Source organism: Corynebacterium alimapuense, from assembly GCF_003716585.1.
GTDB classification, from domain to species: Bacteria; Actinomycetota; Actinomycetes; order Mycobacteriales; family Mycobacteriaceae; genus Corynebacterium; species Corynebacterium alimapuense.
This window is the reverse complement of record NZ_PTJO01000005.1, coordinates 281,680-295,319: the sequence shown is the minus strand read 5'-3', so window position 1 is coordinate 295,319 and position 13,640 is coordinate 281,680. Positions and strand designations below refer to the sequence as shown.

The 13,640-nt window shown below is 56.8% G+C and carries 11 protein-coding genes and 1 pseudogene; 5 read left to right on the top strand and 7 right to left on the bottom strand.

The window, feature by feature from the left end; all coding sequences use genetic code 11:
- Positions 1-16: 16 nt before the first annotated feature.
- Positions 17-1,258 carry an exodeoxyribonuclease VII large subunit gene (gene xseA, locus C5L39_RS08405; RefSeq protein ID WP_123048439.1) on the bottom strand — a complete coding sequence of 414 codons (1,242 nt, stop codon included), beginning with the start codon at positions 1,256-1,258 and terminating at the stop codon, positions 17-19.
- 96 nt (positions 1,259-1,354) lie between these two features.
- Between xseA and C5L39_RS08400 the strand changes: the two genes are divergently transcribed.
- Positions 1,355-2,308 carry a 4-hydroxy-3-methylbut-2-enyl diphosphate reductase gene (locus C5L39_RS08400; RefSeq protein ID WP_123048438.1) on the top strand — a complete coding sequence of 318 codons (954 nt, stop codon included), beginning with the start codon at positions 1,355-1,357 and terminating at the stop codon, positions 2,306-2,308.
- A gap of 15 nt (positions 2,309-2,323) precedes the next feature.
- Here the strand turns inward: C5L39_RS08400 and C5L39_RS08395 are convergent, their stop codons facing one another.
- From C5L39_RS08395 to C5L39_RS08380, 4 genes are all read right to left on the bottom strand, one after another.
- Complete coding sequence (locus C5L39_RS08395) at positions 2,324-3,040, bottom strand: DUF6542 domain-containing protein (RefSeq protein ID WP_123048437.1); 717 nt, start codon at positions 3,038-3,040, stop codon at positions 2,324-2,326.
- A 61-nt stretch (positions 3,041-3,101) separates the two neighbouring features.
- Entirely contained in the window at positions 3,102-4,550 is a 1,449-nt protein-coding gene (locus C5L39_RS08390) for an AI-2E family transporter (RefSeq protein ID WP_123048436.1), read from the bottom strand.
- Between the two features lie 84 nt (positions 4,551-4,634).
- Positions 4,635-4,802 carry a methionine/alanine import NSS transporter subunit MetS gene (gene metS / locus C5L39_RS08385; RefSeq protein ID WP_123048435.1) on the bottom strand — a complete coding sequence of 56 codons (168 nt, stop codon included), beginning with the start codon at positions 4,800-4,802 and terminating at the stop codon, positions 4,635-4,637.
- Positions 4,799-6,445: a sodium-dependent transporter gene (locus tag C5L39_RS08380; protein ID WP_123048434.1), complete on the bottom strand. Its 1,647-nt coding sequence runs from the start codon at positions 6,443-6,445 to the stop codon at positions 4,799-4,801. The genes metS and C5L39_RS08380 overlap by 4 nt, the downstream gene beginning before the upstream one ends.
- A gap of 204 nt (positions 6,446-6,649) precedes the next feature.
- Between C5L39_RS08380 and ychF the strand changes: the two genes are divergently transcribed.
- Entirely contained in the window at positions 6,650-7,735 is a 1,086-nt protein-coding gene (gene ychF / locus C5L39_RS08375; RefSeq protein WP_123048433.1) for a redox-regulated ATPase YchF, read from the top strand.
- Positions 7,736-7,919: 184 nt separating this feature from the next.
- Here the strand turns inward: ychF and C5L39_RS08370 are convergent, their stop codons facing one another.
- Positions 7,920-8,696: an alpha/beta fold hydrolase gene (locus tag C5L39_RS08370; RefSeq protein WP_123048432.1), complete on the bottom strand. Its 777-nt coding sequence runs from the start codon at positions 8,694-8,696 to the stop codon at positions 7,920-7,922.
- A gap of 57 nt (positions 8,697-8,753) precedes the next feature.
- Here C5L39_RS08370 and C5L39_RS08365 point away from each other — a divergent pair.
- Together C5L39_RS08365 and C5L39_RS08360 are read left to right on the top strand one after the other, a co-directional pair.
- Positions 8,754-10,049 (top strand): annotated as a pseudogene (locus C5L39_RS08365) (condensation domain-containing protein); the annotation flags it as partial.
- Positions 10,050-10,250: 201 nt separating this feature from the next.
- The gene (locus C5L39_RS08360) at positions 10,251-10,871 is read left to right on the top strand and encodes a hypothetical protein (RefSeq protein WP_123048430.1); all 621 of its coding nucleotides are present in this window, start codon (positions 10,251-10,253) and stop codon (positions 10,869-10,871) included.
- Positions 10,872-10,962: 91 nt separating this feature from the next.
- Here the strand turns inward: C5L39_RS08360 and C5L39_RS08355 are convergent, their stop codons facing one another.
- A complete protein-coding gene (locus tag C5L39_RS08355; protein ID WP_123048429.1) occupies positions 10,963-11,424 on the bottom strand; it encodes a hypothetical protein in 462 nt (153 codons plus the stop codon).
- A gap of 314 nt (positions 11,425-11,738) precedes the next feature.
- On the opposite strand from C5L39_RS08355, the gene C5L39_RS08350 reads away from it, so the two are divergent.
- Positions 11,739-13,640, top strand: coding sequence for an alkyl/aryl-sulfatase (locus C5L39_RS08350; protein ID WP_123048428.1), 1,902 nt, complete (start codon positions 11,739-11,741; stop codon positions 13,638-13,640).

Sequence of the window (13,640 nt, the reverse complement as noted above, 5' to 3'; positions counted from 1 at the left end):
TATTGGTTGATCTGGACTAGTCTGCCGGGGTGGCAGACATTCCTGCGGCGGTGATGGAACCATCAGCTACTCGGATGCGTAGTTGACTACCAGGTGGGGTTTGATCGATGCTCATGACCACTTCCGGCGCAGAGCCATCACGCGGGACCACTTGGACCACCGCATAGCCTCGCGAGAGTGTGGCAGCCGGACCAAGCGCCGATATTTGCGAACGCAGCGCTTGGGTTTTGGCGTTCTCGCGTTCGAGCAGGACGCGGATATCGCGCCTCATCATCGCTAGCGCCCGCTCAATTTCTTCACGCCTTCTCGTGATGGGAGTCATGGGATCTGCCAACACTGGGCGAGAACGCATCGATGCCAACCCTTGACGCTCGCGGCTGACCCAGCCGCGTAGAGCTGCTGCCATCCGCGAACGAGCCTCGGCTACTAGTGCTCGTTCTTCGGCGACATCTGGGACGACCCGCTTAGCGGCATCCGTTGGGGTAGCTGCGCGCAGATCGGCGACATTATCCAGCACCGGATTGTCTGGCTCATGACCGATAGCGGAGACCACGGGGGTCACTGCTGCCGCGACTGCCCGCTGGAGAGATTCCTCAGAAAAGGGCAGCAGGTCCTCCACGCTGCCACCGCCGCGGGCGATGATGATGACATCGACGCTCTCATCGGCGTCGAGAAGCTGCAGTGCGGAGATGATCTCCGTAACAGCCGTGGCGCCTTGCACTGGGGTGTTGATGACTCGGAAATCTACCTCCGGCCAGCGACTGCGAGCTACTGCTAGGACGTCTCTTTCCGCGGCAGAACCTCGACCGGTGATCAGCCCCACCCGGTTGGGGAGATAGGGCAATTTTCGCTTGCGTGCCAGATCAAACAAGCCTTCGGCCGCCAATTGCCCACGCAAGGCCTCAATCCGGGCGAGTAATTCACCGATTCCTAGCAGCCGGATCTCGCTGACCCAGAGGGAAAAGGAGCCACGGCCTTCGTAGAACGCCGGACGAGCCTGGACGACCACGCGGTCGCCATCGCGCAGTGGGGTGGCCATCCCGCGCAACAGGGAGGTAGAAGCTGTCAACTGGACCGACGCTTCGGATTCGGTATCCCGCAGAGTTAGGTAGGACAACTTCCACGTTGGTTTGATGTTGATCTGGGTTAGCTGGCCTTCGACCCACAGGGAACCAAGCCGTTGAATCCAGCCTTTGACCTCGGCATTGAGCGTGCGAACTGGCCAAGGAGTCTCTGAAGAGTTGGGGCTTGCTGCCATATCTGGGTCCACCTTCGTGATCGGGCCGTCGGATGCCGGTTGACGATGACCACGCAAGTCTAGGCTTTAGTCGTAGGCTTTGGTTAGGGTGGGTCCATGAGCGAAGCAGAAAAGAAGGTCCTTCTCGCAGCCCCACGTGGTTACTGTGCTGGAGTCGACCGTGCCGTAGAGACCGTGGAAAAGGCCCTCGATAAATACGGTGCACCCGTGTACGTGCGTAAGGAAATTGTGCACAACCGATACGTGGTGGACACCCTCGCTGAGCGCGGCGCGATATTCGTGGACAAAACGGAGGAAGTTCCTGCGGGGGCACACCTGGTTTTTTCTGCCCATGGAGTCTCCCCAGCCGTCCACCGCTCCGCGGAGACACTGAACCTGCGAACTCTCGATGCGACCTGTCCGCTGGTGACCAAGGTGCACAACGAGGTCAAGCGGTTCGTTCGTGATGGGTACCAAATTTTGTTCATCGGCCATGAAGGCCATGAAGAGGTGGAAGGCACGATGGGGGAGGCCCCCAATGACACCCACCTGATCGACGGACTCGAAGGTGTGGACAAGCTCCCAGCATTTCTCGAAGAGCAGCCGCTGGTGTGGCTATCCCAAACCACTCTTTCGGTGGATGAGACGATGCAAATCGCACACGCCCTCAAACGACGTTTCCCGCATCTGCAGGATCCGCCCAGCGACGATATTTGCTATGCCACTCAGAACCGTCAGGTAGCGGTCAAGGCTATTTCCGAGCGCTGCGATCTGATGATCGTGGTGGGCTCGCAGAATTCATCAAACTCCAAGCGACTAGTCGATGTCGCTTTGGAATCGGGGGTAGGTGCCGCCTACCTGGTGGATTTTGCCGATCAGATCGATGAGGCATGGTTCGAAGGCGTATCCACGGTGGGAGTAACTTCTGGTGCTTCGGTGCCTGAGATCCTCGTGCGAGACGTCCTAGAATTGCTTGCTCAGCACGAATTCACCTCGGTGGAACAGATCACGACTGCTAGTGAGAAGATCGTGTTCTCCCTGCCGCGTGACCTGCGTCCGGCTCGGTCCTAGGAATACTCGGAAGATCTAGGAATAGAAATCGTCGTCGAGCCGGTGGCGATGCTCTGGGGAGCGAGGGTCGGGGCGTCGGGGCTCTGATCGCTGAGGTTCAGCGCGTGGGGCCCGTGGGGTCTCGGGCCGCGGCGGTTGGGCAGCCGTAGAGGTTTCCCGCCGGCGATTACGCGCCAAGAGCTCTTCGACGGTGATCTCATTGGCTCTATTACGTGCACGCGAGGTGGTGTCGCGGTTGCGGCGATTTGCCTCTGCTGCTCGGCGCCGGTGCCTAGTGGCAGCACTTGCGCGGGCCACCGCATTACGTTTTGCCACCCATACCCTGAGCACCGCAAGTGCGGTGGCAATCAACGTGACAATCATCAGGGTGGGGAAAAACTGCACCAGGGGATAGATTGCCGTGACTATTGAGGTTGTTGAAAAGGCTGCGCTACCTTCAGCAGAGAGGCTTCGCCCAATCGACCACGAAGTTAACAGCGTCATGATGGCGAACAACAGAGGCATCGAAGCGATCGTAAGAAATAGTCCACGAACCTCGGTCAGCAAGGCCACCGCGATACCCGCTACCGCGAAAAAGAGCAGATAGGGCCAGCTGATTTGCTGGGCGTTGATGCTCAGCAATAGGCCGGTGGTCAACGCCGCAATGACGATGGCGATGCCAGACCACGTCGGCAATCCGGCGAAACCGGAGGTGGCCTGTGCGCTTTTATTCTTGGGCGACGAATTGGACACGAGTACCTATCTTAGTCGGGGCAGATGCAACGCTGAAGCTCGCGGTAATGCGAGAGCCGTTCTAACGGCGGCCGAAACGAGTCAATAGCTGCTCGAAGTTCGGGTTATTCCAACCTCGGGTTTTAGCCCGGGAGGCTTGTGGCGGAGCTTCCTTGTCTGAGTCATCAGTATCGTGTTTCTTGTTGTCAGGGGTTTTGTCCTCGAGATCTTGTTCATCGGGGTCTTCAACATAGACCACAGAATTACGCCACTGTTCTCGCAATAGGCGTCCCTCGTCCTCAGCGATTTTGCCGATCATCTTGCCCTCAGGAGTGACGAATTCTATCTCCGAGGCCAACTTCTCCCCGGCGCGTAGCGAAGTCATATCCAGGAGATAACGCAGTCCGATGGCAATCATTGCAGCAACCGGAACCGCGAGGAAGGAACCAACCAGGCCGAATAGACCGCCACCGATGATCACCGATACCAAGATGATGACTGGGTGCAAGCTCATGGCTTTCGACTGCAACCAAGGGGAGAGGACGTTGCCCTCTAGCTGCTGGACCGCAAGCACAATAGCTAGCACGATCATTGCCTCGGTGAACCCGAGTGAAACTAGCGCGACCAGCACCGAGAGCGCACCGGCGACGATAGCTCCGACATAGGGAATAAATCCTGCCATGAACGTAATCACACCAAGTGCCAGTGCGATGGGGACATCGAGGATGAGTAGACCGGCGGTGATGAAGAAGGCGTCGATAAGCGAGACCAACGCCTGGGCGCGGATATAGCCACCGAGGGTATTCCAACCTCGGGTCAGGCTCTCGGTCATGTGCCAACCCAAGCGCCGGCCCGCCACTTTGCGGCCCCAGGGGAGGAAGCGGTGACCGTCTTTGAGGAAGAAAAAGGTCAGGACCAAGATGATCGAGAGTGTGATCACGAAGGAAGTCGCGGTACTGACACCGGAGACGATCCCACCAGCGATGGCTCCGGCTTGATTTTGCAGCCAAGTAGCAAACTCATTGAGCATGTTATCGAGCGTCTGGCTCTCCAAATTCAGCGGCGGGCCTTGCGCCCACAGACGCATATGCTGCACGCCTTCGAAAGCCTGCAAGTAGAGAACCTGGGACTGGCTGGCGATATTTGGAGCGATTAACCAGATCAAGGTGCCGAAAGCGCCGAAGAATCCCAGGATTGAGATCAATGCAGCCAAGGCATTGGGTAAACCCTTGTGGCGCATCCATGAGGTGGGCGGCGCTAGAACGGTACATACGATGATGGCGAAAGCGATCGGCAGGACACCTTGTCCCACCTGCTTGAGCAGCTGCCAGGTCATGTACACAAAGGCTGCGATGACCAACAACCGTAGCGCCCACATAGCGAAAGTCTTGATGGACTCTGCCATAACAATGGAGCGGTCGATTTGATCTAGAGGCTCAGCGTGCTCTGGAACCTGGGTTGGTGGCTGATTAAGCCCACTAGCCTCGGTGGGAGAGGCGGAGGGCGCTGTGTCGCCCTGGTGCTCATTCATGGGACCTATCTTGCCTTAAGCAGTCGTAAACGGGGCAAGGCACTCGGAAAAATCCCGAGTGCCTTGCAAGGTATTAACAGAGTCTTAAGCGCTTTCCTGCTCAGTGAGCAGATCGTCGCTGGCGTAGACGGAAGTTCCCAGCTCGCCAGAGCGCTCATCGGGGTTCTTTCGAAGGTGCAGGGCGCTGATTAGCAGCCCTCCCCAGATGACCACCATGAACAGGACCATCATCATGATTGCGATGCCACTCATGCGCTTTCTCCATTCTTCTTAGTGTCGACTGCGGGTGCTGCTGCGACCGGCTGGTCGGCGAACCTGCGAGGTTCGCGCAACGTACGGCTTAGGTAGGGATCGACGCCGAAGTCAGAGCCAGGAGGTCCGTCTAGCGGGAGCTTTCCACGCCAAGGCATCAGCGACAGGCCAAGGGCTGCCAGGACGATGAAGGCGAGGACTCCCCAGCCATAGAGCGCAATCTGGGTGGTGGTGTATCCACCATAAGGCTCTTGGACCAAGCTGATGAGTTCTTGAATCAGTGTGAAACCAAGCACCAAGCTGGTGACGTTAACCACGCTAATGCGCCAAATGGTGCCTACTCGGAAGGAAGAAACGGCGTTGAGGTGCGAGGAGAACTCGTCAATCCGGCGCAAGATCCAGTCCAAGACGATGACGGCGATCAAAGCGATGGCGACAATACCGATGTTGTTGGTGAACTTATCCATGATGTCCAAGGCCATTAGCCCGGAAGTCGTGGAAAACAGTCCCAACGACAGCAACGCCATGACCACGCCGACGCCAATGGCGACGTTCTTGCGTGGCAGGTCGAGCTTCTCGCGAACCGCAGAGACCACGACCTCCAGCAGTGAGAACAGCGAGGTAAAGCCTGCGATGGTCAAGGAGCTGAAGAAAAGGAAGCCGAAGATCGGGCCGAAAGCCATCTCGTTGATGATCGCGGGGAAGGCCACGAAGGCTAGGCCGATGCCGGAGGTAGCGACCTCGTCGACTGGTACCGACTGCTGGACGGCCATGAAGCCGAGAGCAGCGAACACACCAAGACCAGCCAAGACCTCGAAAGAAGAGTTGGCAAAGGCTGTTGTCAGGCCGGTGCCGGTGAGGTTGGAGCGCGGGCGCAGATAAGAAGAATAGGTGAGCATGATGCCGAAGCTGATGGACAGGGAGAAGAAAATCTGTCCGTAGGCGGCGATCCAGACACCTGCGTCAGTCAGCGCCGACCATTCCGGAGTAAACAGTGCATTGAGGCCGGTAGAAGCTCCCGGCAGCAGGAGCGCCTGGATGACAACAATGATGAACAGCACCGTAAGCAACGGGACGAAGAGCTTGGCCACTCGGCCGATGCCGCGGTCCACGCCCATGGCTAGGACGACGATTGCTGCGATCCACACGATGGCAAGCGCCAGAGCGATCTGTGGGACGAAGCTCGTGGAGAAGGTCGAGGTGGCATCGAACTGCAGGAAATCAGAGAAGAAGTAGGTATCGGGATCGCTGCCCCAAGCCTTATTGAGGGATTTCACGGCATAGAGACCAGACCAAGCGATGATCGCGGCGTAGTAAATCGTGATGAAAAAGGCGATACCGACCTGGACCCAACCGACTGGCTCAGCCCAGCTTTTGATCCGGCGGAAAACCAAGGGAGCGGAACCGCGGTAACGGTGTCCCAGCGCATAGTCCAAAAACAGCAGCGGGATACCCGCCGTGAGCAATGCGATGAGGTAAGGAATGAGGAAGGCGCCGCCGCCATTTTCATAAGCGACATAGGGGAACCGCCAGATGTTGCCGAGGCCGACGGCCGAGCCGACTGCGGCGAGCAAAAAGACCCAGCGAGAGGAAAACACCTCACGTCGCTGGCCCTGCCCGGACTGGGGAGTTTTAGTAGACATGAGAATCAACCTGTCTGGTTTGAGGAGCTGTCCTTGAAGGAGTACTTCAGTTATCTATTGTCAAAATGATGACAACGCCACGGGGTGATAGCCAAATCTGGGCTATACCTGTCGGTGGTTTGAAAATCATACCCCTATAACTGCCAGACGATCCACAGAAGCATGAGTGCTTTAGGTCATGGCGGGCTGATAGAATAAACGGCCGTGAGCCTTACTCTTGGAATCGTCGGTCTGCCCAATGTTGGCAAGTCCACCCTGTTCAACGCCCTGACCCGCAACGATGTGCTTGCTGCGAACTATCCGTTCGCAACTATTGAGCCCAACGTTGGTTTGGTCGAGCTTCCCGATGCCCGTCTGGGTCGCCTTGCGGAGATCTTCGGCTCCCAGCGCATCCTTCCGGCCACGGTGTCCTTCGTCGACATCGCCGGCATCGTTAAGGGAGCTTCAGAAGGTGAAGGTATGGGCAATGCCTTCCTTGCCAATATCCGTCAGGCAGAGGCAATCTGTCAGGTCGTGCGTGCCTTCTCTGATGAGAACGTCATCCACGTCGATGGGCGGGTTGAACCCTCTACCGATATCTCGGTGATTAACACCGAGCTGATCCTGGCCGACCTTCAGACCATTGAAAAAGCCCTGCCGCGTCTGGAAAAGGATGCTCGCAAGGATAAATCCTTGGCTGAGACGGTCGCTGAAGTTAAGAAGGCACTGGTTGTGCTGGAAGACGACCGCACGTTGTTCTCTGCGGCCAAGAGCGGCGAGATTGATCTAGCTGTCCTGCGTGAGTTGCACCTGATGACGGCCAAGCCGTTCCTCTACGTCTTTAACGCCGATGAGGAAGTACTAACTGACGAGGCCAAGAAGGATGAGCTGCGCGCACTAGTCGCCCCGGCGGATTGCGTGTTCTTAGATGCCAAGACCGAGACCGAGTTGCTTGAACTAGAAGCAGATGAAGCTGCTGAATTGTTGGAGTCGGTCGGCCAGCATGAGCCGGGTCTGCATTCTTTGGCGAAGGCTGGTTTTGCCACCCTTGGTCTACAGACTTACCTGACTGCAGGTCCTAAGGAGTCTCGTGCGTGGACCATTCCGCAGGGTGCCACTGCTCCGCAGGCTGCCGGTGTCATTCACACCGACTTCGAGCGTGGCTTTATTAAGGCCGAGATTGTCTCCTTTGATGATCTGGATGCTGCCGGTTCGATGAGTGAGGCGAAGTCCCAGGGCAAGGTCCGTCAAGAGGGCAAGGACTACGTCATGGTTGATGGCGACGTGGTGGACTTCAAGTTCAACGTCTAGTGCCCGTGGCACTCTGCGTTTTAGGCAGGGGGAATTGGGTATATGAAGACGGGGGGGGGTACCGCTCGCAGCTTGGGGGAACTTCACCTGCAACGAGTGAGCTTTTAGTTCCTTTGTATCCGAATGGACGCTGCTCCCGAGCCTTGACCTAGGCTGATTCGGGAGCGGCGTCGTCTAAGGATATTTAATCTCTGGCAACGTCTTTTGCCAAGGTAAGCGGCCACCGCTTGACTTCTGTGCGAGTGCTGGCCACTTGGAGGGTGGCATGCGGTAGATATTCCACTAGCGCCTGTGCAGTGGAGATCGGATGAGCGGGATCATCGATCCACGCCAAGATAGTGGTGGGAATATCGAGCTTGCGCAGAAGTTCAGGGGCAGGAAGGTCACTGAGTGCCGCGCCTCGGAATGCCCAGGGCAGCAACTCGGCAGAGACATCGGGGAGGGTGTCAGGCGTGCCCGCGGTGGCTGGGGGAGTGGGCAGATCCTTATCCGACTTAAGAAAAGCGCCGACACCTTGTTGCTCGATGAGATCCGCAGCGGCCAGATAGTTCACTGACTTGGCCACTCTGGTCTCCCACGCAGTAGCTGGGAGCATCAACGTCAGGCCGCTGAATCGGTCCGGCTCTAGACATGCAGCGTGTAGGAGTGTGCCACAGCCCATTGACGGGCCTACTCCGTGGACTTGCTCGCCGGGGAACCATTCGTCGAGCAGCAGGAGAAGATCATGTGCCAGGTTCTCCCAGCGGTAGTCTTCTGCCACGGTACGGCCAGTGGACTGTCCGTGGCCGCGGGCATCGTAGCGCAGCAGTCTGGTCCCGTGGAGGCCACGGCCCAAGTCGAGATCTAGCTGGCGATCACGTGCCCGACTGGAGGTTAGTCCGTGCAGCTGAACTACTGGATGGCCCTGCTCATCACTATATTCCAAAGCGATCTGAGCACCTGGAACCTGGAAAGTAGTCATTGCTGCACCTCATAATTTTTCTCGCGGAAATACCTATCATACTATAGAATATCGGACATGAGACTGACCCATGTTGCGCACCTGAATCTGCCCTTTGGGCGACTGCGGGGATACGATGTCGCGGTCGAGCCCACCGGAGTCCACCTACCCATCTCCTTTGACCAGCGAAGGCATGTCAAAGAAGGTGACCGACCAGGGTCTTGGATGGCCCTTTGCTTTACGTTGTCTAAGCCCGTTGACTCTGAGCTTCTGGCTGCTGCCTGGCTGGAAGTCATTAACCGACACGGAACACTTCGTTCAGTATTTTCCCCTGGCGCAGACGGAGAGCCGATCTTGGAGGAAGTAAAGATTTCTCCCGGAGGTTGGGTGGATCATCCCATTGCTACCGGACAATTGGTAAATGATGCTCTGCGCAAAGTGCTTGATCAGGCTTGCTCTCCCTATAATTCTCCCTCTCATCGGTTATGTGTCTTGGAAACGGTGCTTCGTCCCACGGTGATCATTGCAGCGGATCACTCCCACACCGATATGTGGTCAATGTTGGTCATGCTCCGAGATCTCTTAGTGGCGCTGGGTGTCTCGGATGGTGGAGTAACCCCGCAGCTGATGGATGCGGCAGACTTCGCTGACCACACCCGTGCCTTGGATGAGCGCTCGCCTGCTCCAGGTGGGGTGCATAAACGCTGGGCTGACATCCTTGCCTCCAGCGGCGGGGTTATGCCAAGATTCCCGCTGCCGCTGGGGGCGCCGGTTCCGCATGCTGAGCGGGTGGAAGTTCGGGACGTGTTGGGCATTACTGACAGTGCTGCCTTCTCTGCCCGGGCAAAGGCTAACGGGGTTTCCACGCTGTCGGCAGTGGTATCCGCGATGACCGAAGTGACCAGAGACCTAGCGGACATGCCTCTCCGAGCAGTGTTCCCGGTGCATAGTCGCTATGAGAAGAATTGGTATGACTCAGTTGGATGGTTCATTACTAACTCCGTGCTGGAATCAGCCGATCCGGACCCGAAGGCCTGTGCGGTAGCAATCAAAGAGGCAGTCTGGCTTGGATCTTGGCCGTTGCGGGAGGTGCTCGGGCCTAGTGGTGTCATGCCGGAAGCCCCAGGGACGTTTGCCATCTCTTGGCTTGATCTGCGCAGGCTGCCGGTGCAGGTGGATACCGCTAGCCTGCAAGCGCAGTATGTCGGAGCCGGCATCAACCCCGACGGGGTCATGCTGTGGTTCATGCTGGATGACTCGGGCCTGCATCTGCGCTGTCGTTACCCAGATACTCAGGAAGCCCGAGCCAACGTCGGTGGTTGGCTCGATGCCCTCATGCTGAAGCTCTATTCTCAGGCTAGGGATGCGGTTGGAGTTCCTGGTGACTGCTCGGCTTTGGGGGTCTAACCGGTAGTGCACTGGTAGTTTCCTCGATTGTTCGGTTGTCGGACCGAAGTGACGGCACACCCACGTTCAGGGTTGGGCACTTAGTTTCGTGTAATACTTCTCAGGTTGTCATTGAAGTTGTCCTGACAGTCCAAGTCTGAGCCTGCCGACATAAATGAGGAAAAGTTAATGAAAAAATGGATCTCGTTGATATCGGTGGCTATTGTGTTGATGGCGGTCGTGGGGGCGGGCGCATTCTTCGGTGGTAGCGCGTGGGCTTTGAAAAATACGCCGATTCTTGACGATCTGGTTGAGGTGGAGGTTGTCTCGAATGACGAGAAGATTATCACCGCCATCGAACGTCAAGAGCAGCTTGTACTGCTGAGTACGAACGTCCAAGGCTTGTCCGAAGAGCGCGTGAACCGCAGTTTCTTGGGACGGACTCTGATCGGCTCTGAGCGTACGCAATTTCTGCAGTACAGCTACCGCGCTAAATTCGGTATCGAAGGCAGCGAGGTGACCGTCACGGAGACCGACGATAACCAATATTTGATTGTTGTGCCGAAATTCATTTTTATCGGCCATGACAGTGAGCAATTCAAAACTGCGATCGAGAATAATGGCGCACTCAGCTGGGCCACACCGGAAATCGATACTGCTCGAACGATCACCAGTATCCTCAATGCGGAGACTAAAGCAGAGCAGATTAATGACAACCGTGATCTCCTCGAAGACCAGGCTCGGGCTTTCTACCTGGGCATCATCCACAGCATCGATGACCAAGTGGAAGTCCAATTCGAGTTCCTCTGAGGCGTGAAGTAGGCAAATAGGCAGGAGGGTGGGATCTGGGCGCTGAACTGTCTACGCCGTGTCCGTCTGGCCCTCTACTGCCGTCATCTGTCTAACGCGGAACCTCGACCGTGACTGTCGCGCCACCGTATCCATATTCTTGGTCGCGTCCTTCGACGATGACTTCCATAACATCATCAGGGATAGCGAACGCACTGCTGGTACGTGTGAAGGGTTGCTCGTTGGCATGGTCGTGTCCAAGCTGATGCTCTGCGAGCACGTCACCGTCAGTAGTGAGTACCCGCCAGCCATCTGCATAGCGTTCTGCACTGTCGTACGGGGACGAGATTGTTACCGCAACCGTGAATTCATCGCCGTTGGCGCTGAGAACGGCATCAATGACGTCGGGAAACTCTTGAGAATCGGCACTTTGAGATGCGTCATCGGCAGAGCCAGTGCTGCTGCTCGACTCGGCGGTGGCCGGGGATTGTTCGGTCTCGGAGCTGCCGGCGCATGAAGCGAGAAGCGCTGCTGCCAGCAGAATTGTCGGGGCAAACATGATTCGGCGTCTCATGGGTGCAGGCTACCAGCCTCAGTCTCCATCCCTCACGGGTTCTTCAAAAGGCGTGAAAGAGGCGACAGCAATGGTTTTTGCACCAGATTTGGTGCCTGTCTGGTCTCTGTCAGCTGCGTGAAAGCCGTGGTCAGTGAGGAAAATCGACGTAGCGCCCCTTTCTATTACACAGATAGGAACTACATATATCTCTTGCTCACATATTCTTGACGGTGTTAACTAAAGTATCTGCATTTACTCAACGTAGCTGTCTTGAAATTTTGCGGTTCTCGTATGAATAGTGTGGATTTCCACCGCCACCGTGAAAGGTCACAATGTCTAGTTCGCAAGCGCCTAAGCGTCCTCAGCCGGCAAGTCCGACGATCGTCGCTCAGCAGCAGGAAGTGCGAGACCGCCTTCCCTTCTCTGACACTCAGGATTTTGAAGATGCCACTAGGGGTCTAATCGGCCGTCGTGATCCAAACGCGGTCACCAATGAAGCTGGCACCGTGGTCTGGGACAACAGCACCTATGATTTCCTCAAAGGTGAATCACCGGACACGGTCAACCCAAGCCTGTGGCGGCAATCCCAGCTCGTCGCTCTTGAGGGATTGTTTGAAGTAACCCCGGGCATTTACCAGGTCCGTGGCTTCGATCTTTCCAACGTCACCTTTATCGAAGGCGACGAGGGCATCGTAGTGATCGACCCCTTGCTCTCCGCAGAGACTGCAGCTGCAGCACTGGAGCTCTATCGCGAGCACCGTGGAGATCGCCCCGTTAAGGCAATCCTTTATACCCACTCGCACGTCGATCACTTCGGCGGTGTTAAAGGTATGGTCTCGGAAGAGGAAGTGGCCTCCGGTGCTGTTGAGATCATCGCTCCTGAAGGCTTTGTCGAGCATGCCGTATCGGAAAATGTGTACGCAGGTGTCGCCATGGGGCGTCGCGCTGGCTACATGTACGGCGCAGCTTTGGAGCGCGGCCCCCGCGGTGGAGTTGGCGCTGGTCTCGGACAGACCACCTCAACCGGTCAGGTCACTTTGATCGCACCGACGTGCACCATTTCCACGACTGGCCATGAAGAAGTAGTCGATGGCGTGCGGATGGTATTCCAGATGGCCCCGGGTACCGAGGCGCCTTCGGAAATGCTCATCTACTTTCCTGATTTCAAAGCTCTGTGTGCAGCAGAAGATGCCACTCATACCTTGCACAACCTGCTGACGCTGCGTGGCGCCGTCGTGCGTGACCCACACGCCTGGTCGTTCTATTTGACCCAAACTATTGACATGTTCGGCGATGACCTCGAATTGGTATTCGCCTCCCACCACTGGCCTACGTGGGGTCAAGAGCGCTCGGTGGAATACTTAGGGCTTCAGCGCGACCTCTATGCCTACCTGCATGACCAGACCCTGCGCATGCTCAACAGCGGATTAACCGGGTCAGAGATTGCCGAAGAAATCGAGCTTCCGCCGATCCTGGAAAACACGTGGAACGCTCGCGGTTACTACGGTTCGGTCAGCCACAACGTGAAGGCCATTTATCAGCGCTACATGGGTTGGTTCGACGGTAACCCCGCACACCTATGGGAGCACACCCCAGTACAGCGCGCTAAGCGCTACGCACGCCTAGCTGGCGGGGTCGATGGCTTGGTTGCCAATGCCAAAGAAGCTTTCGATGCTGGTGATTACCGCTGGGCAGCCGAGATCGGCAATCACGCCGTATTCGCAGAGCCCGATCATGCAGCAGCTCGGGAAGTGCTGGCTGATACTTATGAACAGCTCGGATATGGCTCGGAAAACGGAACGTGGCGCGATTTCTACCTCTCTGGCGCTGTCGAATTGCGCGAAGGAAAGTTCGGTACTCCGACCAAGACGGATTCCCCGGATGTCGTCCGCCAGCTCACTCCTGAGATGGTTTTCGATGCACTTGCCATTCAAATCAATGGCCCGAAGGCATGGGATGAGAAGATCTTGATCGATGTTGTAGTCACCGATCTTGACGTTCAGTATCGGCTCCGGTTGGCCAACGGTGTGTTGACCTACAGTGCGGCGCCGCAACGTGAACCGGCCGAACTTAAGATCACCGGAAACAAGTCCGCTTTGCCGGCCCTGGCTACTGGTTCGAAAGAAGTTATTCTTGCCTCCGGGCTGGAGCTTAGCGGTGATACTGACGCTCTAGTTCGGCTCAACGCGGTGCTTGAATCCGGCGATAGCGACTTCAATATCGTCACTCCTTAA

Bases quoted from the DNA above. Each gene is read 5' to 3' on its own strand.
- C5L39_RS08355 (WP_123048429.1), bottom strand. From the start codon at position 11,424: ATGAGACGCCGAATCATGTTTGCCCCGACAATTCTGCTGGCAGCAGCG.
- C5L39_RS08400 (WP_123048438.1), top strand. From the start codon at position 1,355: ATGAGCGAAGCAGAAAAGAAGGTCCTTCTCGCAGCCCCACGTGGTTAC.
- C5L39_RS08350 (WP_123048428.1), top strand. From the start codon at position 11,739: ATGTCTAGTTCGCAAGCGCCTAAGCGTCCTCAGCCGGCAAGTCCGACG.
- metS (WP_123048435.1), bottom strand. From the start codon at position 4,802: ATGAGTGGCATCGCAATCATGATGATGGTCCTGTTCATGGTGGTCATC.
- C5L39_RS08390 (WP_123048436.1), bottom strand. From the start codon at position 4,550: ATGAATGAGCACCAGGGCGACACAGCGCCCTCCGCCTCTCCCACCGAG.
- xseA (WP_123048439.1), bottom strand. From the start codon at position 1,258: ATGGCAGCAAGCCCCAACTCTTCAGAGACTCCTTGGCCAGTTCGCACG.
- C5L39_RS08360 (WP_123048430.1), top strand. From the start codon at position 10,251: ATGAAAAAATGGATCTCGTTGATATCGGTGGCTATTGTGTTGATGGCG.
- C5L39_RS08380 (WP_123048434.1), bottom strand. From the start codon at position 6,445: ATGTCTACTAAAACTCCCCAGTCCGGGCAGGGCCAGCGACGTGAGGTG.
- C5L39_RS08370 (WP_123048432.1), bottom strand. From the start codon at position 8,696: ATGACTACTTTCCAGGTTCCAGGTGCTCAGATCGCTTTGGAATATAGT.